The sequence below is a fragment of the Oscillatoria sp. FACHB-1407 genome, assembly GCF_014697545.1.
In the GTDB taxonomy this organism is placed as follows: domain Bacteria; phylum Cyanobacteriota; class Cyanobacteriia; order Elainellales; family Elainellaceae; genus FACHB-1407.
This window is the reverse complement of the sequence record NZ_JACJSA010000038.1, coordinates 1-22844: the sequence shown is the minus strand read 5'-3', so window position 1 is coordinate 22844 and position 22844 is coordinate 1. Positions and strand designations below refer to the sequence as shown.

General features: G+C 48.5%; 17 protein-coding genes and 1 CRISPR repeat array. Of the genes, 7 read left to right on the top strand and 10 right to left on the bottom strand.

The genetic code is table 11. The annotated features are described in order from the left end of the window. Window positions 1-17: 17 nt before the first annotated feature. The 3 genes from H6G89_RS32570 (at window position 18) to cas12k (ending at window position 4854) form a co-directional block, all read left to right on the top strand. Window positions 18-1289: a Y-family DNA polymerase gene (locus H6G89_RS32570; RefSeq protein WP_199337074.1), complete on the top strand. Its 1272-nt coding sequence runs from the start codon at window positions 18-20 to the stop codon at window positions 1287-1289. Between the two features lie 789 nt (window positions 1290-2078). Then, window positions 2079-2312: a hypothetical protein gene (locus tag H6G89_RS32565; protein ID WP_190514169.1), complete on the top strand. Its 234-nt coding sequence runs from the start codon at window positions 2079-2081 to the stop codon at window positions 2310-2312. Window positions 2313-2382: 70 nt separating this feature from the next. Next, window positions 2383-4854 carry a type V CRISPR-associated protein Cas12k gene (gene cas12k, locus H6G89_RS32560; RefSeq protein ID WP_190514168.1) on the top strand — a complete coding sequence of 824 codons (2472 nt, stop codon included), beginning with the start codon at window positions 2383-2385 and terminating at the stop codon, window positions 4852-4854. 404 nt (window positions 4855-5258) lie between these two features. Here cas12k and H6G89_RS32555 read toward each other — a convergent pair whose 3' ends face one another. From H6G89_RS32555 to H6G89_RS32515, 9 genes are all read right to left on the bottom strand, one after another. Further along, complete coding sequence (locus tag H6G89_RS32555) at window positions 5259-6320, bottom strand: IS4 family transposase (RefSeq protein WP_190514177.1); 1062 nt, start codon at window positions 6318-6320, stop codon at window positions 5259-5261. Window positions 6321-6501: 181 nt separating this feature from the next. Beyond that, window positions 6502-6906: a CRISPR direct-repeat array (repeat unit 37 nt; unit sequence GTTGCTGATGCCCTCCCGTCAATGGGTGGGTTGAAAG). 915 nt (window positions 6907-7821) lie between these two features. Then, window positions 7822-8169, bottom strand: a complete 348-nt coding sequence (locus H6G89_RS32550) for a hypothetical protein (protein WP_190514167.1) — start codon at window positions 8167-8169, stop codon at window positions 7822-7824. Beyond that, window positions 8166-9047, bottom strand: a complete 882-nt coding sequence (locus H6G89_RS32545) for a hypothetical protein (RefSeq protein ID WP_190514166.1) — start codon at window positions 9045-9047, stop codon at window positions 8166-8168. The genes H6G89_RS32550 and H6G89_RS32545 overlap by 4 nt, the downstream gene beginning before the upstream one ends. 2 nt (window positions 9048-9049) lie before the next feature. Continuing rightward, complete coding sequence (locus H6G89_RS32540) at window positions 9050-9412, bottom strand: hypothetical protein (protein WP_190514165.1); 363 nt, start codon at window positions 9410-9412, stop codon at window positions 9050-9052. After that, on the bottom strand, window positions 9399-9653 hold the full coding sequence (locus H6G89_RS32535) for a hypothetical protein (protein ID WP_190514164.1): 255 nt from the start codon (window positions 9651-9653) through the stop codon (window positions 9399-9401). Before H6G89_RS32535 ends, H6G89_RS32540 begins: the two co-directional genes overlap by 14 nt. Before the next feature lie 110 nt (window positions 9654-9763). Next, window positions 9764-11440, bottom strand: a complete 1677-nt coding sequence (locus tag H6G89_RS32530) for a hypothetical protein (protein ID WP_190514163.1) — start codon at window positions 11438-11440, stop codon at window positions 9764-9766. Beyond that, window positions 11437-11976 (bottom strand): hypothetical protein, encoded by a 540-nt coding sequence (locus tag H6G89_RS32525; protein WP_190514162.1) that lies wholly within the window; start codon window positions 11974-11976, stop codon window positions 11437-11439. Before H6G89_RS32525 ends, H6G89_RS32530 begins: the two co-directional genes overlap by 4 nt. Then, a complete protein-coding gene (locus H6G89_RS32520) occupies window positions 11969-13168 on the bottom strand; it encodes a hypothetical protein (protein WP_190514161.1) in 1200 nt (399 codons plus the stop codon). Before H6G89_RS32520 ends, H6G89_RS32525 begins: the two co-directional genes overlap by 8 nt. After that, entirely contained in the window at window positions 13165-13752 is a 588-nt protein-coding gene (locus tag H6G89_RS32515; protein WP_190514160.1) for a hypothetical protein, read from the bottom strand. The genes H6G89_RS32520 and H6G89_RS32515 overlap by 4 nt, the downstream gene beginning before the upstream one ends. 219 nt (window positions 13753-13971) lie before the next feature. Here H6G89_RS32515 and H6G89_RS32510 point away from each other — a divergent pair, with 219 nt between their 5' ends. After that, window positions 13972-14223 carry a helix-turn-helix domain-containing protein gene (locus tag H6G89_RS32510; protein ID WP_190514159.1) on the top strand — a complete coding sequence of 84 codons (252 nt, stop codon included), beginning with the start codon at window positions 13972-13974 and terminating at the stop codon, window positions 14221-14223. 144 nt (window positions 14224-14367) lie between these two features. Here the strand turns inward: H6G89_RS32510 and H6G89_RS32505 are convergent, their stop codons facing one another. Further along, window positions 14368-18405 carry an NB-ARC domain-containing protein gene (locus H6G89_RS32505; protein WP_190514158.1) on the bottom strand — a complete coding sequence of 1346 codons (4038 nt, stop codon included), beginning with the start codon at window positions 18403-18405 and terminating at the stop codon, window positions 14368-14370. Between the two features lie 290 nt (window positions 18406-18695). Between H6G89_RS32505 and H6G89_RS32500 the strand changes: the two genes are divergently transcribed. The 3 genes from H6G89_RS32500 (at window position 18696) to H6G89_RS32490 (ending at window position 22758) form a co-directional block, all read left to right on the top strand. Then, window positions 18696-19136, top strand: a complete 441-nt coding sequence (locus H6G89_RS32500) for a hypothetical protein (RefSeq protein WP_190514157.1) — start codon at window positions 18696-18698, stop codon at window positions 19134-19136. Between the two features lie 8 nt (window positions 19137-19144). Continuing rightward, on the top strand, window positions 19145-21235 hold the full coding sequence (locus H6G89_RS32495; RefSeq protein WP_199337073.1) for a tetratricopeptide repeat protein: 2091 nt from the start codon (window positions 19145-19147) through the stop codon (window positions 21233-21235). Between the two features lie 425 nt (window positions 21236-21660). Next, window positions 21661-22758, top strand: coding sequence for a toll/interleukin-1 receptor domain-containing protein (locus H6G89_RS32490; protein ID WP_190514156.1), 1098 nt, complete (start codon window positions 21661-21663; stop codon window positions 22756-22758). The last annotated feature ends 86 nt before the right edge of the window (window positions 22759-22844 follow it).

The following is a 22844-nucleotide window of genomic DNA, read 5'->3' as shown; positions in this document are numbered from 1 at the left end:
CTCCAGCTTGGGTAGCGATGCAGCCTAAAATCATTGCACTCGCAGACTGTAACTCCTTCTTTGTCTCCTGTGAGAAGGTGTTTAATCCTGCCTTGGAAGGCAAGCCTGTGGTGGTGCTCAGTGGCAATGATGCTTGTGTGGTGAGCCGTTCACCGGAAGCCAAAGCCATTGGCATCAAAATGCAGGCGATGGGAACCGAGGTCAAACGATTCGTCAGCAGTCACGGACTCCACATTTTCTCAAGCAACCCTGCCTTGTACCGGGATATGTCTCGTCGGGTAATGACGACCCTCTCTCACTTTTGCCCTACAGTTGAGGTGTATTCAGTCGATGAAGCATTTCTTGACTTAACGGGTTTTAGTCAGCACAACCGAGTCGAGTACGGGCAGCAGATGCGTCAGAGCGTTAAGCAGTGGACTGGAATCCCAGTATCGATCGGCATTGCTCCAACTAAAACCCTGGCAAAAATTGCCAACCACAGGGCAAAAGCAGATCCAGCCTCCCAAGGGGTGGTGGATTTAACCACAGGGCAAGATTGGTTTGCCATCTTGAGCGAGGTGGCAGTCAGGAGCATTTGGGGTGTGGGTTCTCATACTGCTGAGGCATTGCAAGCAAGGGGAATTAAAACGGCCCTTCAGTTGCAACAAGCAGACCAAAGTTGGATTAAAAAGCGATTTGGGGTCATTCTGCTAAGAACGGTATTGGAGTTGGGCGGGATGTCTTGTCTGCCTGTTGAACCTACGTCTGATCCAAGGCAGGGCATGATGGTAACGCGCTGCTTTGGTCGCCCAGTGACTGAACTTGCAGAAATGAGGGAGGCGATCGCGACTCATACCAGTCGGTTAGCAGAAAAGTTGCGGCAAGAGGGATTAGCCACTCAAGTTGTCTATGTGTCGATGCGAACCAATCGTTTTGCAAACACTCCACAATATGAAGCCAGTCAAGAGATTCGGTTAGAAGCCCCGACTAACCTCACAGACAAGCTCCTCCCCCACACATTAGAGGCTGCATCTGCTCTCTTTAAGGAGGGGTTTCAGTACTACAAAGCTGGGGTGTCTGCTCCAAAGTTAGTAGAAGCTGATGAGGTGCAAACGAACCTGTTTGATGCTCACAGCGATGAAAAGAGTCAGCGACTGATGCAGGCTATGGATCAGATTAACCGGAAGCTAGGCAGTGGCAGCATCAAGTATGCGGCTATGGGATTGAAACAAGATTGGGGAACGCGGGTAGGATATCCATCGAAGCGATATACCACTTGTTGGGATGAATTGCCGATCGTTAGAGCTTAAAGGAACTACGTTTGTTAGAAGCAGGCAAACGAGTTTGAATACAACGCCTTAGCAGTTGAAGATTACTACGCCCTCATCAAAACCATAGAGCAGTTTTCATTCACTTAAATTGCCTTCAAAACAATAATAGAGCGGTTTTTCTGAGAAGTTGTCAAACTAATGCTCAAGGATTTAAGGAGGCAAGCTCTACTACTCAGACTACAAGGTTGCCATGAAATAACAATACTATTTTTCAAAAATAACAATCTATTTTCAGGCTGTTATCTGAGTCAGTTTTTCTCCACTTCTCCTAATTTCTCTTAGTTCCTCCTAAGAAAGTTCAAACTTCTTCCAATTTGGTCCTAACTTCTCCTGAGTTCTCTTTAGTTCTCCTAGAAATCTCTGAAAATCCCCGAATTATTCCTAGGAATCTCCAAATCACTCTAGGAATCTCTTGCAGTCTCCAAATTGCTCCTAGAAATCTCTGAAAATCTCTAGAAATCTCTGAAAATCTCTAGAAATCTCCTGAAAAGAACTAAATTTTCCTGAAGCCTCCTAATAGGAGAAAACCTCTATTAGTAGATAGAAAACGGTAGTGGTTTTCAACCCAATATTTGTTTAAATTCTCGCAATCCTGTTGACTTTTTCTAAGACAAAGGGGTATCTATAAAATCATTAGTTTACTCCAATTGATTTGAGGAGTAGATTACTTATTAAACCTATTCAAGAAAAGGCAAATGATTTAATATTCAGCGTGTTTAGTTCTAGACACCACCTAATTTCTCATTTTCATTAATAGGTTTCATTACTATGAAAGGTTCAAACACTGAGGACTATTCAGTGCCTTCACCTTTAATTGATGCTGCAATCTGCAATTTAGTAATATTAGTTAGTCATTTTTCAGATGATTATTTTGACTCGCAGTGGCTGAGTTTAACAGAAAAAGAAATTGAGTTTTTGATAGTCGAACTAATTGAATCTTTGGCTAGTGAATTGAATGGGGAAACTTTAATTCTACTTCTCAGGAAAATCCGAACAGAATAATCAAGTCCTTAAACATAACTCATTTCAAGTGCCACGAAGTTATCTATACTTTTGAGCAAAGGATTGACAGATGCATACAACTAAATTCCTCATTTGCGCTGACTTGGAAACACGAGAATACTTATGGAATTTATTCCTCAAATATTCTCTTTTTGTCAATCAATTAATTCGAGAGGTTATTGACGATCAAGATTTTGAGACTTGGAGAAGCAAAGGAGTAGTGTCAAGAGAAAACTTAAAGAAGCTGTGTGACAATATTAGAGAAAAGGATAAATCATTTGCGGAGCTTCCAGCCCGTATTTATACCTCTGCGATCTCGACTGTTTTGTATACCTTTAATTCCTGGTTTGAGGTGCAAAAAAGTCTAGGTATGGCAATTGAGGGCAAACAAAATTGGTTACAGCTTGTTGAGACCGATATAGCTCTATCAGAAAACACAGATTTTTCTGACACAAAAATTCGTGCTAGAGCAGCTAAGGTTTTGACTCAGGTAGAAAATGAGCTTAAAAAAGAACGGAAGAAACTTGCATCGAAGAAGGCACTCGCCTCAAAAATGTCGCTTCTGTTTAAGAAATGGAAAACTACAAAACTTCCTTTAACACGCCGTGCGATCGCTCACTTACTTAAAAATTCTTGCCAAGTGAATTTAGAGGAGGAAGACCCAGATCAATTGGCTTTAAGGCTCGAGAGGAAAAGGGTTGAGATTGAAAGACTACAGAAACAACTAGAGAGCCGCCTTCCCAAAGGTCGAGATTTGTTGGGACAACACTATGAAGAGGCTTTAGAAAAAGCGATCGCCTTGCCTGACGTTTCAGAAGACTTTGAAACATGGGAACAAGATGAGCCAAATCGGATGGCAGAGATGTCGAGGCTGCCAAAGACTTTGCCTTATCCAATCCTCTTTGGTAGTAACGACGATGTGTATTGGTCAAAGGTGAGTAACTCTTCCAGTAATCAGTCTACTGAGAAGACAACTCGTACTAAACCTAAACGTTGCCGAACACGAAAACGTCAGAGAAAATCAAAAGAGCGGATTCATGTTTGTTTCAGAGGAGTAGGTTTAAGCGATCTTCGACTAGCAGTTTACTGCGATCGCAGGCAGCAACCGATTCTAAAGCAATTCTTCACAGACTATAGTTCATTCCATGAACTGGAAGAGGAAAAGAAATTTTCAATGAGCCTGTTTGCTTTACGCTCTGCCAGTTTACTTTGGAGGGAAGATCACCAGGAATTACACAAAACAAACCATTGGAAGTTACAGAACTTATGGTTGAAGTGGTTCAGTGGGATGCAGGTGCCAGAGCAATCATCCTGTTCAAGCCATGAGCTAGAGCTTTTCAACCAGAGGTTTGAATCCTGGTTTAAAGGTCTTCTGTATCTTACCCTTAGCAAAAGGCTACCCTGGAAAACTCACCGCCTTTATTTACACTGCACCTATGATCCACGTCTGTTAACTGCTGAGGGGACAGAGCAAATAAGACAGGAGAAGTTGGCTCAAAAGCGAGCAGAGCTTGAGAGGGCGGAAGCAGAACTTGAGAAGATGGGAGTGTCAGGAGAGTTTAGTGAACCTTCTGAGGAAGATGATTCAGAAGAAGAAGAGGAATTATTGTCGTCCTCTGAGGAATCGAAAAAGAAGCAGGCTAGGATCAAACACCTCAAAACAAGCTTGAAGCGATTGGAAAACAATTTGCCTCCACCTCGCCCTAGCAAAGCGGCTTATCAAGGAGAATCTCAAATTGCAGTAGGAGTTTGCTTCACTCTAAATAAGCTAGTAGGAGCTGCGGTGGTAGATCAACGGGTTCCGTGTTTAGCTCAGAGCAAGTTGCCTGAACCATTGAAGTATTTAGATCTTCGGGGATTGCTAACTAAACAAGATTCAGAAGTTCTGAAGAAACGGTCTCAGAAAATTCGAGAAAAGTTTATAAAATCCCAAGTAGGAAGGAACTTAGAGCAGGAACTTGATTTCAAGGTTGAACCAGAACGTAAAGGAAAAGGAAAGCATAGGAGGAAGCGAAGGAGAATCCCTCAAGGAACTCGAAGTCTATTGCAACTGAAACTAGAGGACTATCGATTGGTTGGTCGCTGGAGTAGGTTAAAAAAGAAGAACCAGTTCCTGAGAAGCAAAGAACAACAGCAAGGATTTTATGCCCGAAGTGAGGAGGAATCTAACTTAATGCAGCACATTAACCATTTAATTGCTAATCGCATTGTGGAACTGTGTCAAAAATGGCGAGCAAGCTGCATCATCATTCCCGACTTCCAAAGTCTACGTGAAAGTGTTGAGTGTGAAATTCAAGCTAAGGCAAGGAGATTGTTCCCTGATGACAACGTTAACCTTCAGAAGGCGTATCAAAAAAAGGTTCGCATGAGTATGCATCGATGGAGTCACAAACAACTTGCTCAATCTATTCGCAGTTGTGCCGCTAAGCATGGTATTCGAGTTGTAACAGGTTATCAGACCAGGGAAGGTACGATGAAAGAAAAAGCAGTAGCAATCTGCACTGCAACCAATGACTCGGCATTAAATTCCACCGTTGCTTAGTTTGCTCGTCTGACAACAACTTCCGAACCTAGACAATTGAATGATTAAAGTTGTTGGCGCGTTGCAAAGCTCCACTAAATATGGGTTAGTTTTGTTGCTTTCCGTCCCCGATAGCTGTCTGCTTCGTCCGTGATAATGCGTGCTTTGATTTATCAGATGCCGCTAGCACAAATACAGTTGCGCCACCTGTTGAGGAAGCAATTCTTAGAATTAGCAGATCAACGCTTCTAATTATAAGGATACAGAGATACATGTCATGCCAGCTATCATACGCCCCAAGCATGGGTTGAGCCTACCAATTCTTTAAGTTTGGCAAACCAAAGCGAGGTAAGATTCTCCAGGAGGTTTGCCAATGTCTGAAATTTTGATGTATGAAAACTTACACAATTTGATAAGTTTTTCTACTAAGTACAGGACAAAAATTGTAGAGCGTGGCGGAAATCATCCATTTTCTGCTCTAAGTTGAGCACGATGTGGCGAAGATGGTCAAAGCCATAACGGAAAATGCTCTTGGCTCTGCGTCCATGCTTTTTGATGGTCAACGGCTTGATTTCATGAAGCCATTCTCCAGTAAGAATGACCCAGCACAAGGCTAACGAGAGTAACGCCAGAAGTTTGCTCAAGCGCTCCCGATCCGTTAGATGAGTCGATTCAAGGCAAAAACCACGGGTTTTGAAGATACCGAACAAGGTTTCAATCGACCAGCGTTTTGCATAATCAGAGATGGCAGATTTAGGGGCGCTTTGGGTTGCAACGACTAACAGTGAATTGTCCTCTAAGCGCAAAGCCGCAATATAAACCCAGTGCCCCCACAAACGTCGTTGATGACGCAAAACCTTGGTTTGCCCCACCGCTAAATCAGCAAACGCAATCGCGACTTTGAGGCTGACTCGACCATGAGTGAGTTTATGATTCTCTCGAATACGAATCCGAAAGGGAGTTAGCGGGTCACTCAGCAGATACCCAAACCAGTCTTTACCCACAAACTCTCGATCTGCGGTCAGACAAGCGATTTCTCGCTCACCGAATCGTTCTAGAAACTGACTGAACAGCGTCATGCGTTCATCACTGTTGGAATTACCTCGCTTATCGAGTAAGCACCAGACGAGGGGAAAAGTAACACCCTCATGCACCACGCCCAACATTAGGATGTTGAAGACGCAATCACCGAACTGCCACTCCGTTCGGTCTAACGACAAAGTCCACGGCTCTGGAATCGCCATGAGGGCGACAACCGTTTGAGCAATCTCGGTGTAATTGAGTTCGTAGGAGCGGAAGAATCGCTGCAAGCGTTTGTAGTGAGAATCGGTCTGAGCCTTGCCACTAAAGCCCGTCGCTACCTCAGCGAAATTGACGGTTTTGACTCGCAAGAGGGCAATGAGGAACGCAGCGACAAAGCTTAATCTTGCCCCATGCCAAGCAAGATGGGGACGCAGTGCATCTCGAAGTAGAGTAACCTGATTCATGAGGGTTTTATGGATGAATGTAGTAATTCTCATGAAACCCTCTCCTACTCCCTCTTTGCAAGCTTTTGTCCTGTACTTAGGTTTTTCTAATACTCAAAAAGCCAAATTTTCTTCAAAAGCTAGCAACCTTTGCGAAAAGGGGGCTAGCAGGTCGATGTAGTCAAGCTTTGTCGGGTCAAGGGTTGCTGATGCCCTCCCGTCAATGGGTGGGTTGAAAGAGCCTGACGCTGACGTGATCATTGCTTGCTATAGAGGTTGCTGATGCCCTCCCGTCAATGGGTGGGTTGAAAGCTGCAACCTATACCGCTGCTCAGATTGCAGGCGGAAGTTGCTGATGCCCTCCCGTCAATGGGTGGGTTGAAAGGCAAGACTTAATGCTGCCATCTGCATCTCTATCTTGGGTTGCTGATGCCCTCCCGTCAATGGGTGGGTTGAAAGTGAAGTTTGCAACTTGGTCGATTGCAGCAAGTCGCAGTTGCTGATGCCCTCCCGTCAATGGGTGGGTTGAAAGATCGTGCGGCGGGCGATCGCGGTTGGGATAGGACGCTCGTTGCTGATGCCCTCCCGTCAATAGGTGGGTTAAAAGGTAGGTTGAAAGAGGCAGGGGTCTGCAAATTACTTTACTTATGTAGACTTCCCTAAAAATGCAGTTAATTCAATGATTATGTTTCGGAGAGTCTCATAGCCTGAGACTGTTTTTTATAAAGGTTTTTGCCCCAGCGCAGCTATCTTGCAGCTTGATATGAGGGTACAAATATCTCTTTTGTGAAACTTCTCTAACAAAAAAGCTTTGTACCTCATTTTTGGATATAGCGCAGTTAATCTGACATCTAACTATATAGCTGAAGCAGTAAGTACCTCCTAATAGTTCTGTTAAGTTGCTCGCCTGATCCGCAGTTCTTGTGGAGTTTTAATAGGTGAACACGCCACGAATTTGAAAACAAGAAAAATCCGCGCCATGAATTTGAAAGCGCAATCTCTGAAGAAAATTCGCGCCATGAATTTGAGTAATTTTCAGTACCTTTCAAAGGCTGAAAGCCGCAATTTATGAGGGTTTTAGGAAGGCTTTAGCAAGCAATTGAAAAACTTGATGGTGTTGAACGAACTCACGCCACGAATTTGAAAACAAGAAAAATCCGCGCCATGAATTTGAAAGACTTGGAATATGGGTAAAATTGGGCTACGCGCCACGAATTTGAAAGCCGCGCCATTTTTCGTGAAAACGTACAGCTACTAATTTGCAAGCAAAAAAACTGCCTAAAATTTGGGGTTGCGCCGCTAATTTGCTAATCGCGCCATTTTATGCGCTCACCCACAACACTGAGATTATCCCCAGAACACTTGCCCTGTAATGTTTTTCCTTAAAGGCGGCACCCAGATTCGAACTGGGGAGTGGAGGTTTTGCAGACCTCTGCCTTACCTCTAAAAGCTTTATCACGTAAAGCTTTTCTGAGAGCTTATCAAACTTGTGTACAAAACTGTCACCGAATTACTAGGGGGATTAGATCGCCCAGTAATGAACTAGGGCATGATCGACCTCAGCCACTAGCCAAATTTGGTTTAAATTTCCCACCGGAAGAAAAAAGTGGCGACCCCTTGCGGGTATCTCGAAGAGATCGCCAGCGTCGATGCTAATCCCTTCACTCACACCGCCTTCCTCACCCACAATCCAAATCCGCTCGGTTGAATCAGGGCTGACCTGTAGTAACACCCCCCGCATCAACTCACGCTTAGGAAGAGACAGAGCCACACTACCCACCTCTACCGCGCCAGCGACCGGAGCAACCCCTATCAGATGCACCCGCACTGCTATCCGCCGAACTTCAGTAAAAACCTGATTCGAGTTCATGGGATAGGGGTCCAGGCGATCGCCCACTTAACACTCAGATACATCCCTAAGCTGTTGAGCTGAGCTGTAGAAAAATCAGCCGCATTGTACCCCGCTTCGGCAAAGTCTCCTACAAATGGAGTGCTAAAGCTTTCTAAGAGCCGCCCCAGGTTAAATGCTCCGGCATTGTTACCCACTACTGAGAATTTCGGTACTCCGTTCAAGTAGAAGCGCACCTCATTTGCTGTGTTTCGCACAAAGAGGTAGATGTTCCATGCTGTCGCCTCCGCTCCTGTCAGCCCATCACTCGTGACCGAAGGCCCGTTGTAGAGAAACAGCGTGCGGTTCCCTGTATAGTTGATTCGCACTTGATGGTTGGGAAGCTGGTTTCCCCAGACGATCGCGTCAGCTCCATCCGATCGCCCCACAAACCACAGACAGAACGGCGAACCACTCGCAATCACCGGAGCTGTCGAAGCCAGGTAAGCTGTCGTTAGGGGTGTCGTTCGCAGCACAGGCAGCCCATTTCTTTGATTGGTTCGATAGGTTCCGGGCATAGCCGATGTGAACGATCGCTCTGCTGGTGAACGCTCCGTCAGTGTCACCATTGGCAACCCATCAGCGATCGCTGTTTCCTGGCTCACATCAATCCAACTCTCTGGTAAGGGCAGCCCTGCTGGTGAGATTGGAGTAGGCGTAGGTGACGGAGATGGCGAGGCAGTCGGCGCAGGTAGGTTAAGGTTGCCCGATCCTAGATTCATGTTGACAGTTGCACCCGTCAGCGTATTAGCCCACTCCTGTAAGTTGAGGTTGCGATCGCCCACGTTCAGGTTAGACCCTCCAGCCATCCCTAATCCGTTCAGGTTGAGTAGACCAGAGCCAGAGTTCAGGTTAGTCACTCTCAATCAACCCTCATGGAGATCAGAACGGTTCCAGTTCCTGAAACGAACAACACCCGCACTTGAAAGGCTGTCCCCTCCCAGGAGAAGAAATAGTTGCCATTGGCAGTTCTGCTAATGTCTTGCCCCGTCGCGGAGAGGGGATACCAGTTGGCATCTGTAGCCGACATCCGCCCTTCCAGCCGCAGGGTTAGCGTTCCAGAGATACCAGAGATTTGATACCCCACTGACAGGCGCGATCGCTTTTCAAAGTCAATCTGTGTGCTTTGATTTGCTGCATTCAGTTGGGAAGTGTTTACCCCAGAGGGCTTAGCACCTGGCATTCCGTTGTAGATGAGCCTGAGATATTCATTATCCGTTGGCATCAGTCGGTTCACCCTTTGCTTTGGCTTTAGCAGGTATTGGAGTCTTAGCAGGCTCAACTAAGGGTTCAGGCACTGTGCTGACTGGTTGAAGCACAACCTGACCCCCCGTCACTAGAGCCGGAACTCGTGCCCCCTCAACCCAGCAAAACAGTCCCTCCTCGTCAGAGCGCACCTTATCCCCATTGGGACAGGTCGGAATATTGTGAGCCTCGTAATACGCCGTCGGAAACTTGTCAGCCATAATTCACCTAACAATTAACGATTAACCATTGACCATTGACCATTGACCATTGACCATTGACCATTGACCATTGACCACTGACCACTGACCACTGACCATTAACCACCAAACTAAAGCACCACATCCGTCGTATGAACCTCAACCACTCGCAGCTGCTGATCAGGGTGGATTGCCGGGTCCACATCCAAATCTCCTGTCGTTTCATGGGAGAGCCAAGTAAAGGAGTCTAACCGTTGGAAGTCGTCGTTATTGTCGGTTCTGATCTCCGCTTCCATCCCGATCGCCCGTGCCACGGCTGCCCGACCAAACGCCACACTGGCACGAGTCAGGGTAGAGCCAGCCCCTAAGGTTTCCGTTTGCACCCCTTCCGTTCCAGCAGCTCCCATCGAGTGAGCGTTGGTGTTAAAGAGGTGGAAGCCACAGGCCGATCCGGCATACCCAGAGCAGCGTCCCATTTCTCGGTTGGATGCCACTTGTAGGAGCATCGTCAGCTCCTCCAGGTTCATCTGGTCTAGGTACTGGTTCTTAGCCGAGAGGGAGTTTTTCAGTTGAGCTAACCCTGTAGTGTGCAGGGGGTAGACATAGCAGCCATCATCTAATGGGGGAATCTGTAACCCGCTCATGTAGGCATAGAGGTTGTTGAGGAAGTTTTCGGTAATGGTTCCATCCCCACTCGCAGTTAGGCTACCTGGATTAGTCGTCACCGATTGTCGGTTGTTGTACACCACTCGTGTGGTGGCGAAGTAGCGGGTACGAATGAAGAGATCTTCGGACGCTTCATAGTCGTGTCCCAATCGGGAAATCACAACGTTTTCTAGGTTGATCATGGAGTAGGCGGTTAGGAATTCAGGAATCGCCACGGGAGGATTAGAAGCATCCAGCCCTAAGCCCCGCTCTTGCAATGCTATGGTCACGGCTCCGGAGGAGATGTTCTGTCGAGTATTGGTCAGGGGAACACCGGGTGTGAGGGTTCGAGATGCCACTGTGGTTGGTTCTGCAATCCATCGCTGCCGAGAGACTTGCACGGTGTCACCCGGTCCCTTGCCTAACTCCAGCTCATACCAGGGAAATTGCCAGTAGATGAATCGGGCTGAATGGGTTTCCCGAATCACCATCGACAGGTAATCGAGCAGTAAGGGTGCAATGTCAGTTCTGACAGTAACTGCATCACTGGCACTCATGCGGCGATAACCTTGCAAAAAGCCGTGGTCACGGGCAAGCTGTTCCATGTCTTTGCGGAGTTGCAGGCGATCGCTATGAAACACGCGACGGGCATCGTTCAAATCCCGATGTACATATCGCTTTCCGGTCTTGCGATTGACGTAAATTTCAGAGGGCGCACTCTCGCACGCTTGCATAAAATCAGCGGCTAATCCCGCTGCACGACCCCTTGCGGGTGTCTCGGAGAGACCGCGCCCAGGCGCAAGCTTGGTATTTACCATCACCGCAGGTTTACCAATCACGTTAAACACCTGCTGTAGGGAATCACGTTGTTGAATCGCTTCATTGAGTTGTTGTTGGGTTTGCTCTATTTGTTGTCGTAGTGGAGCGGTAGCGTTATCAATGGCTTGTGTAATTGCCGCTTGCAGTTGGTCGGCAGTTAGTCGCAACTCTTGAGGTTGTTCGTTAGGTTGTTCTGGGGATGATTCGGGTTGTGTTTTAGATTGCTCTATATTTTGTACAGCATCACTCTCTCCTTTACTTTTTGAGTTCAGTTGAGCGATCGCCTCACCCTCACTCACCACACCATCCGCTACCACTACATCCGTTGCTAAAACCTTCTTCATAGATTCACTCCATCAATAGAAACAACACGGGCCACCCGGACAGCAGGAGTGCTGACCAAGCTTATTTCCAGCGCATCCACGACACCACACCGCTCGAAGTAAGGCAACTCCCAAAAATAGTTGGGGCACTTCTCCGAAAACACGTCTTCTCCACAGGTACAGCCAGGGCAGCGCATGAACTGATACATCGCCGCGATCGACACCCGCCGCCGCAAATCTTTCTTAAACGCTTCAATGTGCTCTACCGCTACATCACAGGTAATGTCCGTCCAGACGTAGTGATAGCCCTCTTTCTGGACAATCAGCTTATTGTGATCGTCCAGGTCTGTTGGAGGTTCTGCTTTCTCCACCCCGGCAGCGGTGATGTTCCCCCACTCATCCTTGACCGTGCCACGGAACGCAGACGGATGATCGATACTGGCAGGCTTACCCACCAGATATACGGCTAACTTCGGCAGTTCGATCGCCGGATACCGCGCCGAATTTCGGCACACCAGGTTATCAGTTGCGATCGCCCTCACCACCACATCAGTCATAACCACCTCCATTCATCACAAAATCGGAATCCGTCACCCCCGGCTGATCGACATCCTCTTCAATCAGTTCAGCGTAGGGATTGACGTTGATTTTCGGAAACACGATCCGGTACACCCAATTGTTAGGTGAGACGTTTTTGAGTGCCAATTCTGTGTTGATGAGTTGTCGTAACCCCGCACTAAACAACTGACGCACCAAACCCACCTGAACCACAAAGGCGATCGCAGGTTGCATTGAGATCTCTTTAGCAAACTTGCTATCAATGCCCAGCAGGTAGGGAGGCACACGCGATCGCATCGCAATACGTGCCCGTCTCATCAGGTGATGGTCAAGGAAACCAGTGAGCGGAAACGACGACGGCAGACCCATTGGCTTTTTAACTTCAGCCCCTTGCAGCAGGTAAATATCCGGCACAATGCCTTTCTTTTTGCGGGCTTCGTGGTCACTCTTGTAAGCCTGCTTGTAGTTCTCATCCGCCCCCGGTGGCATGATGTGAACGTTGGGTTGGAGCGCAGCTTCCCGACTGGCATCACTTAGATCCTGGTCTACATCCTTCAGTTTTGCCCAATCGGGTAAGGCTTCTCTGTAGAGCGATCGCCCATACAGGTAACGGCGATTGTATGACCACTGCACCATGCTTAACGGTTGGATAACAGCATGTTCCCTCCGTCCACCAAACCGCTGTTCATAGTGGATAATTTGCCCCGTCGTTTCATCGGGGATAGCGTGAATTTGCCAGGTTGGGAGCAGGCGCAGAGCCTCTACCTGCATCGCTTTAGTATCAATCTCCATCAAGCCAAAGGCATCGCCCCAGGCGAGGAACCGCCAGATCACTTGCCACCACAGCCAAATATCCCCCACTCGGTCTATGACTGCTCTCGCAATCTTCACCGTGTTGGGTCGTGGATCGTTCTCATCCGGCAGGACGGCAAAGCCCAGTTCATCGCCAGTTCCACTCGACAAGGCATAGGCGCAAAGAACCTCCAGTGCTACCCCCGCTTCTGGGCAATGGTTCACCAGGTCGATGATTTGTTTTGCTAAATCGGGCGATCGCGTCGGGAATTCCTCAGTGTCAGGAATTGAGGCAAAGAACGATGACGAAAGACGCAACCCAAACGATGACGACGGCAGACTACGCGGTGTAGGCTCACTGCTCTGGCTTTGCTGCTTTCTCCTTCGACGACGACTCATAAGCTCCTGGGAATATATCGCTTCAGTGGCAGCAGAATCGTTTTGAGGTAGTCATCCAATTTGGCGTAGTTATGACTCGTAGCGTCTCCTGTCGCTGGATTAACGGATAGGCTATCCAGTCCAGGGTTTTTGGTTGCCATGTGGGAGAGGACTAAGCCAGCGATCGCCTTAATCTTCTGCACTTCCAACACAGGTTGGGTGAAGTCAAACCCCGCCATGTACGTAATCCGCGCCTCATCCGCAGGAACCGAGATCTGCACCCGTCCACTATCAGGAGTGATGGAGTAAGCCCCACCTGCTAAAGGCATCCACTCCGGTAAGCCAATTGACCGTGACCACGAATCAACCCCGCGCCGCACCTCCACCAATGACACCGACACCACCGGAGCCAGTGGCAGATAGCCAAACCACCCCGCCGAATAGATCGTGATGGTATCAACACGAGACTGCTGCTCTAACAAACGATTCGCGCCAAACTCTCCCTCACAGAGAGCTTGAGCCAGATAGATATAACCATCTAACTCAGGCGATATTGGAACGGATGGGAAAAACACAGGCTGATCAGCTACCGTCAAAATCGTCACTGCATCCCTCTGCGCTAAATCGCATTCATAAACCGAGCGGCAAATCACTCCCAGGATGCCCACTCTAAAATGACGAACCCTATCCCAGCAATCACCCCATCCCCCACGATTGAGACTCCATGTGTCTCAAAGAGCGATCGCACTTATGCTTCTGGTCACAAGAGCTATGAATGTTGCTATAACCTCTGATAGAGCCATAATGCAGCCATATCTCCAACTATGACGATTCAAAAAACAGCATTGTCCGATTGCGTCAAAATCGGTGACTTAATTCGTGATTTGCGGCATCGCTTAGGGTTAACGCAAGAAAAGTTTGCCGCTCAGTTAGGGGTGACGTTTCCAACGGTCAATCGTTGGGAAAACAAACACGCTAAACCCTCTCCCTTAGCGTTAGAGAAGATCGAAGCAATGGTGAAACGACTGGGAGAACCCGGTAAGGAATTGCTCTCGAAATACACGTCGGGGAAGTAAGCGATCGCCCCTCCCGTACGGGCGCAGCATTTGGCAGATCAACCCTTGCACCACTCCCCCATTCCTCGCCCAAATGCTACGCCCCCTCAGCCATCCCTAAGCGATCGCCCACTACCTAAATCTTCTAAAGTGTTACTCCTGCTACTAACGCCACCATCGGCATACTTGTTGAATTGCTTGAAAAACCCCAGCGATCGCTTCTTCCCCACCTAGCTCAAAAATAGCTCGGCTCAAATTAGGGATGTTTCTGAGTAGGTCTTGGCGATCGCGGTTTGCTAGCGTGTGGAGAATCTCTTTCCAGAAGTCATAGTTCTGGGAGCCTAAGTTACACTGAGCAACAAGCGTGCCCAGAGCATACGCACGAGGAACATCGCCTGGGATTGCATGAATCGTTTCTAACACTTCTGACAAAATTTCTGGTGCATAAGGAACCAGGCTACTCATAACGTTAGAACGGACATGATTATCTAAAACCTCACGGGCAGCTTTTAATGCCTCCTGCAAAAGAGCTGGTCGGTAGGGAATCAAGTTACTCAAGATTTTGATTTGACCTACAGCACGAATAGAGCGAGCCGATCCTAGTACCTCTGACAGAATTTCGGGTTTGAAGGGCACCAATTTGCTAAGAGCAAGCGCCCGTTGAAAACTATCTTCAGTAGCGTGAACTTCCTTTAATATATCGGACAGCAGTTGTGGTGAATGCGGAAGTAGCTCGATCAGAGCAGCCACACGATCTGACTTATCGTGAATAGTGTTAATAGTTTTCAGCGCATCAGGCTGAAGTGTTGGAAGTTTAGTAATCAGATTGCATAGAATTTTGGCACGTAAACCCAGATTCTCAATCTGATTAACAATTCCGAACTCCTCCCTAAGTAGGTGTTTGGGTAAAAATGGTGTCAACTGCCCAAGAGCTACAGTGCGATCAGAGTCATCTCGAATTGCGCGGGATGATTCTAATACTTGCAAAAGAGCTTCTTGAAGAAGTAATTCTAGCTGCGGCTTTGGCATGTACGCCGCTAAAGCAGTAAGTGCCTGAAAACGGTATTGAGTATTTTCAATAGAGCGAGCTACCTCCAGTGCCTTTGGTAAAAATTCCTTTGGAAGTTTTGGAATCAAAGCAACGAGGGTTTCAAAACGGTAGTGATCATCCTCAATCGAGCGAGCTACTTCCAGTACCTTAGGTAACAATTCTTCCGAAAGTTTTGGAATCAAAGCAACGAGGGGTCGAGAACGGTAATCAGCGTCGTTAATAGAGCAAGCTACCTCTAGTACCTCTGACCATACTTCTGGTCTATGCTGTGCCAAAGCACCGAGGGCTTGAGAACGGTTTTGAGCATCCTTAATGGAGCGAGCTGCCTCTAGTGCCTTGGGCAATAATTCCTCCGGAAGTTGTGGAATTAAGGCAACAAGTGCCTTAGAACGGTAACGAGTATTCTCAATAGAGCGAGCTACCTCTAGTGCCTCAGGTAACGATTCTTCTAAAAGTTTTGGAATCAAAGCAACGAGGGCTTCAGAACGGTAATCAGCATTCTCAATAGAGCGAGCTACCTCTAGTGCCTCAGGTAACGATTCTTCTAAAAGTTTTGGAATCAAAGCAACGAGGGCTTTAGAACGGTAGTTAGGACCGTAGTAAGCATCTTCAATAGAGCGAGCTACCTCCAGCGCTTTAAGTAACGATTCTTCTGAAAGTTTTAGAATCAAAGCAACGAGGGCTTCAGAACGGTAACGAGTATTCCCAATAGAGCGAGCTACCTCTAGTGCCTCAGGTAACGATTCTTCTGAAAGTTTTGGAATCAAAGCAACGAGGGCTTTAGAACGGTAATCAGCATCGTTAATAGAGCGAGCTACCTCTAGTGCCTCAGGTAACGATTCTTCTGAAAGTTTTGGAATCAAAGCAACGAGGGCTTCAGAACGGTAGTTAGGACTGTAGTAAGCATCTTCAATAGAGCGAGCTACCTCCAGCGCTTTAAGTAACGATTCTTCCGAAAGTTTTAGAATCAAAGCAACGAGGGCTTCAGAACGGTAACGAGCATTCTCAATAGAGCGAGCTACCTCTAGTACCTCAGGTAACGATTCTTCTGAAAGTTTTGGAATCAAAGCAACGAGGGCTTTAGAACGGTAATCAGCATCGTTAATAGAGCGAGCTACCTCTAGTGCCTCAGGTAACGATTCTTCTGAAAGTTTTGGAATCAAAGCAACGAGGGCTTTAGAACGGTAGTGGTAGTGACAATCCTCAACAGAGCGAGCTGCCTCTAGTACCTCTGACCATACTTCTGGTTTATCTGACCATACTTCTGGTTTATACGATGCCAAAGCAACGAGCGCTTCAGAACGGTATTGAGCATTCTCAATAGAGCGAGCTGCCTCTAGTACCTCTGACCATACTTCTGGTTTATACGATGCCAAAGCAACGAGCGCTTTAAAGCGGTATTGAGCATTCTCAATAGAGCGAGCTGCCTCTAATACCTTGGGTAGCAATTCCTCCGGAAGTTTTGGTGCCAACTGCTGAATTGCGGAAGCTCGTTGTGCTTGAGATGGAATTTGTAATGCATAGGCTAACCCTTGAAGGGGTGTCCAGACGCTGTGCTCTACAAGGTTCGCCATTAGCTCTGGTGAAATATTTTTTGCAAGGCTATTGAGGGAAGTCATGCTCAAGGCATAGCGGCATTGCAAAGCAATAGACTGAGTACGGTTCTTCTGATACATTGCTTCTGCCAGCATCCAGGCACGGGCAACATCCGTGACAAAATTGGCAGTTTGCCCAAGCTTGTCACATGCTTCGTACCAACCATTTCGACCTTGAGCATCTTCCTCCTGTAAAAACTCATGCAAGGCATCCACCTGTTGCGCTTGTTCAAAGTGCCAGGTCAGATAGGCATGAATATAGCCATCATTAGGTAGGGTATGCCATTTACCTCCTTGAGTCTTAGCTTGGTAACGCTCTAGCAATAGCCTATGAGCTTCTGGGAATGTCAGTCCCAATCCTGGCAGTTCGGTTGTGCCTGAACCTGTCAGGAGCCCTCTCGCTAAATCATGCATCAGGTCATGCAGCCGATAGGTTGCTTTTTGTCCTGCCTGCTGCAATCCAGATAGCAGCAACGCTTTAGCACGAAAAGTTCGCAGGATTGCGCTCGCTTGTCGGGGAGCAACCTGCCAAAGTGTTGCTGCCACCTCTGGCAAAATTGATACGTCTTCTGGCAATACCCCTAACCAAGCAAATTGCTGGAGTTGTTCTGGCGATAGCTGCTTCAAACTGAGATTAAAAGATGCGGTCAAACTTAGCCGCTTACGAGTCTTTTCATCTCGTACCCCTTGGCTATTGGGTAAATCTAGCGTCTCTAGCCTCGCTACCTCTGCTTGCAAATCTTCTAATAGTTCTTCCCAGCTTATGCCATCGGCGATCTGGGCACCTGATAGTTCCAACGCCAACGGCAAATAGCCAACCTCTCTAGCCAGCCAATTTGCTTGCTCTCTCTCCTGTATTGTCGGTTCCAGACATTGTGCTTTCTTGAGTAAAAGCTCTACAGCTTCCACTGCCGACATTACATCCATGTCGTACCGTTCTGCATCAGGAATTTGGGCTTCACGAGTTGTCACAAGTACCCAACAACCTGTCCCACCTACACGGAATGGCTCTACATGCTCCGGATTCCAAGCATCATCAACAACCAAAAGCATGTTTTTGTCGTAGAGTAATGTTCGCAGGTGCTCTGAAGCAGCTTCAGGAGTTGTAGGCTTGTAGTCGCGATCGCCCAGAGATTGAATCCAATTAAACAAGAATGACAACAAGTCTGGATTTTGACCCAAAGTTGCCCATAAAACTCCATCGCTAAAGCGTGCTTGGATCTCTGCATCATGTGCCAAAGCAGATGCCAAAACCGATTTACCAATGCCGCCTAAACCATATATGGCACTGACGACCAGCGTGCCAGCGATTGGCGCAGCGTTAACCAATAGGGCTTTGATTGCTTGCCTAACATCAGGGCGATCAATATAGTCCTTTGGTAGGGGAAGTGCCTGGAAAGGTTTTCCTACAGAAGGGCGTGCAGCAACGAAGTTTTGCACAATTGTCTCAGCAATATTTGCAGTACCGCCCTCCACACGAGTCTGCCACCCTTTAGCGGCATCCTGGTTCGTCTGCTGCATCATGCTGTCATTGTGAGACTCACGCTCGCTCGTCATAGGAAAACTAGAGTAGAGTAATTACCTCATCTCGATCTCAAGGTTTTTGAATTAGTCTTAGTAGCACTAAACCGCATTCAAAGCTAGCTCCAAGTTCTCGCCATTAATTGCTCACTTTATAACACTCTTTATAAGGAAAACTGTAAAGAACACGATTTTTACCCAGCAACAAATTTTCATACCGTTGCCGTAATGCAGTAGCACCAATATCTCCAGCTTTGAAGAGCCTTTATAGGCAAAGCTATAAATTAGGTTATAACAGAAGAAAATTCCAAGCCCCCAAACTCCTCATGACAGACCCTGCCACCTTTACTGCTGCTGCGATCGCCACCCTTGCCTTCACCAAATTCCTAGAGTCCGGTGCTGGCAAACTCGCGGAGAAGTTTACTGAAACCGCGATCGCCAAAATGGACGAACTCCGCCAAAAGATCTGGAATCGGTTGCGCGGCAAACATGCAATGGCAGAGGAAGCCCTACAAAAAGCAGAGGCAGGCGATAAGACAGCGATCGAGACGGTCGGAACTCTGTTGGGTGTGGAGATGCTCGACCCTCAATTTGCCTCAGAGGTGAAAGCGATCGCCCAGGAGATTCACGCCGGGAAGCTGCAAGACAACAGCAGCATGACCCAAAACAACTACGACAATGCCAGAGGTTGGCAGACCAAAGTTGAAGGTGGCACTGCCTATATTGGCGAGATCCATCAGTACGGCACAAATCCTAAGCCTGAGTAGTCATAGCTATGGCTGATGAGCTAATTCAGAAGCTAAAACAACTCATCGAACAAGACCTTCAAACTGCACCTGCGGCAGCTCCGATCGGACAATTAGTTGAGCGGCTCCAGCAGAACAAAAGTATTGAGCAGGCGATTCAAATTAACACCGGAGATGCAGTTGGGTTCCAAGCCCTGGTGCAGGAGGGGGGCGTTGCCAATATGGGCATCCACCTCCACGGCTGGGAAGAGGAAAAACTCACCCAGGTACTGACCGCATTCCTCAAGTCCCTTCAGCCCACAGGCACCCCCCACAATCTCCCCCGCAGTGGTGCTGTCCAATTCGTTGGACGCGCCAATGAACTGCACCAACTCCACACCCAACTCCAACAAAACAATTGCCTCGCCATCACCGCCATTCAAGGCATGGGAGGCATCGGCAAAACTGAACTCGCCCTGCAATATGCGATCGCCCACTTGTCCGATTACCCCGGTGGCATCTGCTGGCTACGGGCACTGGAACCCGATATCGGCACTCAAATTGTCAACTTTGCGCGATCGCAGTTAGACCTTACCCCACCTGATGGCTTAGAGCTACCTGATCAGGTCGCCTACTGTTGGCGCAACTGGCACCCCGGCAATGTCCTGATCGTGTTGGATAACGTCATCGATTACGAGGCGATCGTTTCCTATCTCCCTCCACAAGACTCCCGGTTTAAGGTGCTGCTCACCTCCCGGCTCTACTTAGGGCGATCGCTCCACTACCTCCAACTCGATGTGTTACCGCCAGAGGCAGCGTTGGATCTGTTGCGAGCGATCGCAGGCGAAGAACGCATCAACCATCAACTTACCGAGGCACAACAGTTGGCAGAGTGGCTGGGCTATTTACCCCTGGGGTTAGAACTAACTGGACGCTACCTTGCCTCCAAACCAGACCTTGACCTGATCACGCTGCAACAACGCCTCAACGACAAGCGATTAGCCGCACGGGCATTAGTGCGACAAGAGTCTATGACGGCAACCCACGAAAGTGTTGCTGCTGCCTTCGAGTTGAGTTGGCAAGACTCAAAGATGAGCGACGCTGCACGGCAGTTAGGCTACCTGCTCTGTCTGTTTGCCCTGGCTCCTATTCACTGGCAATGGGTCGAACAATGCCTCCCCGATTGGGATGCCGAAGACCTGGAAGACTGTCGAGATTTGGGTTTAGTCAATCGCAGTTTGCTGCAACGAGTCGAACCCGGCATCTACAAACTGCACCAACTGATCCGCGAGTTTCTCCAGACTAAACTGACCCAGTTTGAGCAGGCAGACGAGTTCAAGCGATCGCTCTGTCGGGTGATGGTGGCGATCGCCCAAACCCTTCCCCAAACCCCTACCAAAGCCCAGATCCAGACCCTCACCCCCGCCCTCCCCCACCTGCAAGAAGTCGCAACGGCTCTAAAGGTTTGGATCAGCGATGATAGCTTAATTTGGCCATATGTTGGGTTGAGTCGGTTTTATGAAGGGCAGGGAGCCTATGCCCAATCATTGCCCTGGCATAAAAAGTGTTGCGAAGTCGTCCAGGAACGCTTAGGGGAGGAGCATCCCGCTGTGGCTACCAGTCTGAACAATCTAGCCGCACTCTACGCTTCCCAGGGCCGCTACCGTGAGGCAGAACCGCTCTACATTCAGGCGTTGGACTTGAGTCGCCAGATTTTGGGGGAGGAGCATCCCGATGTCGCCAGCAGTCTGAACAATCTAGCCGGACTCTACGATTCCCAGGGCCGCTACAGTGAGGCAGAACCGCTCTACATTCAGGCGTTGGACTTGCGTCGCCAGATTTTGGGGGAGGAGCATCCCGCTGTGGCTACCAGTCTGAACAATCTAGCCGGACTCTACTATTCCCAGGGCCGCTACCGTGAGGCAGAGCCCCTCTATCTAGAGGCACTCAACATTTTGTTCAACCGCTTAGGTGAAAACCATCCCAACACCCAAACCGTTTGGCAAAACTTTGTCACGTTCATCCGTCAAGTCATTGAGTCAGGGCAAACCCACATCCTCTCTGACCATCCTGCTGTGCAGCAGGTTCTCACCCAACTGCAATCCGAAGGCGATTCCAGCAGCGATCGCCCCTCCCCATAGCCCCATCCCCCGTACGGGCACAGCATTTGACCCCCATCTCTGCACATCCCCTCCCCATCTCTGTTCAAATGCTACGCCCTCCAAATCATCCCCAGGCGTGCGGCTTCGCCGTTACCGCAAGGGTCGCCCCTCATAACTACCCCACTCCAGAAACACCCGCACTTGGCACCCGTAAGCGCGTTATAAACACTCCACTCACACCTGATCGGAAGGGGACTGGGGGACGCGCCTCGTCCTCCAGCAAGGGGGCTTGGGGGAAAGCTTCCCCCAAATGCTCGCTTCCCAAACCTTCACTTATAGCTACATAGAGCGATCGCCCCTTCTCCCTTTGCTTCCCCTCAAAGAAAGAGATTCAGTAATTTATAAACTTCCCTATAAAGCTCCTATATGTTGAAAAGCAGCAGACAGCATCCCAGGAGCACACTATGGTCGATGTCTTCATCTCCTACTCGCGTCGTGACAAAGCGTTTGTTCAATCCCTGCATCAGGCATTGCAAGCTAACAACCGCGACACCTGGGTAGATTGGCAAGACATCCCACTGGGAACCGCCTGGTGGAACGAAATTCAAAGCGGCATCGAAGCCTCCGACACGTTTATCTTCGTTATCAGTCCTGATTCCCTCGCTTCAAAAGTCTGTAACCAGGAAATTGACCATGCAGTGCTTTACCGCAAGCGGTTAATGCCCATCGTCAGACGCGATGACTTTGACTCAGCCCTGCTCCATCCCTCACTGGGTGAGCATAACTGGTTATTTTTTAGAGAACGCGATGATTTTAACCAAGCATTTCAGTCACTGATTGAGGCACTAGATACCGACCTCAATCATGTGCGGATGCATACGCGCCTACTGATTCGAGCCATCGAGTGGGAGAATAACGGACGTAATGACAGTTTTTTGTTGCGGGGTAGTGATTTAACCAAGGCAGAGCAGTGGCTCAAAGACAGTGAGGAGAAGCATCCCGCCCCTGCTGAGCAACATAAGAATTACATCAGCAAGAGCCGACAAGCTGAGAATGCGAGCAACCGAGCTAAACGCCTGGTCGGAATGGGTGCAGCTGCAATGGTAATAATGTTTGCGATCGCCGCTATTTTTGCTCAGCAACGCATTCAAAGTGCTGAAGCTAAGGTTGAAAATCTCACGAGTGAACGCGACAGAATTGCTGAAGAAGCCGATCGAAACCTCAGCGAGATCCGAGAAGAACAACGAATTGCTGAAGCCAAAGTTGATGAAGCCGATCGAAACCTGGCGATCGCAACGCAACGACTAACCGACGCCAACCGACGAGTGAAACTTGCAGAGGCTCAAACAACTCAAGCGGGAGTTGCCAGAGAACAGGCACAGCTCGCTGCACAACAGGCACAAGTACAACAACAGCGAGCACAACAACAAGCGGCAGCCGCCCAGAGGCAGCAAGCAGAGGCAAGGGCGGAAGCAGGTAGAGTCCGGATAGCTACTGGGTTAGAGCAACGGGGAGCTGACTTGCTGCGGCGTACCTCAACTCAATTTGGGATTGTAAATTAGATTGTGTCAAAGGTCAGAAATGAGATCTAATGAACTACTAGACCCGAGACACTCGTACTATGACTTTTCGACCTGAACTCCTCGAT

Excerpts from the sequence above, each read along its gene's own strand:
- H6G89_RS32570 (WP_199337074.1), top strand. The coding sequence starts at position 18 with ATGCAGCCTAAAATCATTGCACTCGCAGACTGTAACTCCTTCTTTGTC.
- H6G89_RS32565 (WP_190514169.1), top strand. The coding sequence starts at position 2,079 with ATGAAAGGTTCAAACACTGAGGACTATTCAGTGCCTTCACCTTTAATT.
- cas12k (WP_190514168.1), top strand. The coding sequence starts at position 2,383 with ATGCATACAACTAAATTCCTCATTTGCGCTGACTTGGAAACACGAGAA.
- H6G89_RS32555 (WP_190514177.1), bottom strand. The coding sequence starts at position 6,320 with ATGAATCAGGTTACTCTACTTCGAGATGCACTGCGTCCCCATCTTGCT.
- H6G89_RS32550 (WP_190514167.1), bottom strand. The coding sequence starts at position 8,169 with ATGAACTCGAATCAGGTTTTTACTGAAGTTCGGCGGATAGCAGTGCGG.
- H6G89_RS32540 (WP_190514165.1), bottom strand. The coding sequence starts at position 9,412 with ATGCCAACGGATAATGAATATCTCAGGCTCATCTACAACGGAATGCCA.
- H6G89_RS32535 (WP_190514164.1), bottom strand. The coding sequence starts at position 9,653 with ATGGCTGACAAGTTTCCGACGGCGTATTACGAGGCTCACAATATTCCG.
- H6G89_RS32530 (WP_190514163.1), bottom strand. The coding sequence starts at position 11,440 with ATGAAGAAGGTTTTAGCAACGGATGTAGTGGTAGCGGATGGTGTGGTG.
- H6G89_RS32525 (WP_190514162.1), bottom strand. The coding sequence starts at position 11,976 with ATGACTGATGTGGTGGTGAGGGCGATCGCAACTGATAACCTGGTGTGC.
- H6G89_RS32520 (WP_190514161.1), bottom strand. The coding sequence starts at position 13,168 with ATGAGTCGTCGTCGAAGGAGAAAGCAGCAAAGCCAGAGCAGTGAGCCT.
- H6G89_RS32510 (WP_190514159.1), top strand. The coding sequence starts at position 13,972 with ATGACGATTCAAAAAACAGCATTGTCCGATTGCGTCAAAATCGGTGAC.
- H6G89_RS32505 (WP_190514158.1), bottom strand. The coding sequence starts at position 18,405 with ATGACGAGCGAGCGTGAGTCTCACAATGACAGCATGATGCAGCAGACG.
- H6G89_RS32500 (WP_190514157.1), top strand. The coding sequence starts at position 18,696 with ATGACAGACCCTGCCACCTTTACTGCTGCTGCGATCGCCACCCTTGCC.
- H6G89_RS32495 (WP_199337073.1), top strand. The coding sequence starts at position 19,145 with ATGGCTGATGAGCTAATTCAGAAGCTAAAACAACTCATCGAACAAGAC.
- H6G89_RS32490 (WP_190514156.1), top strand. The coding sequence starts at position 21,661 with ATGGTCGATGTCTTCATCTCCTACTCGCGTCGTGACAAAGCGTTTGTT.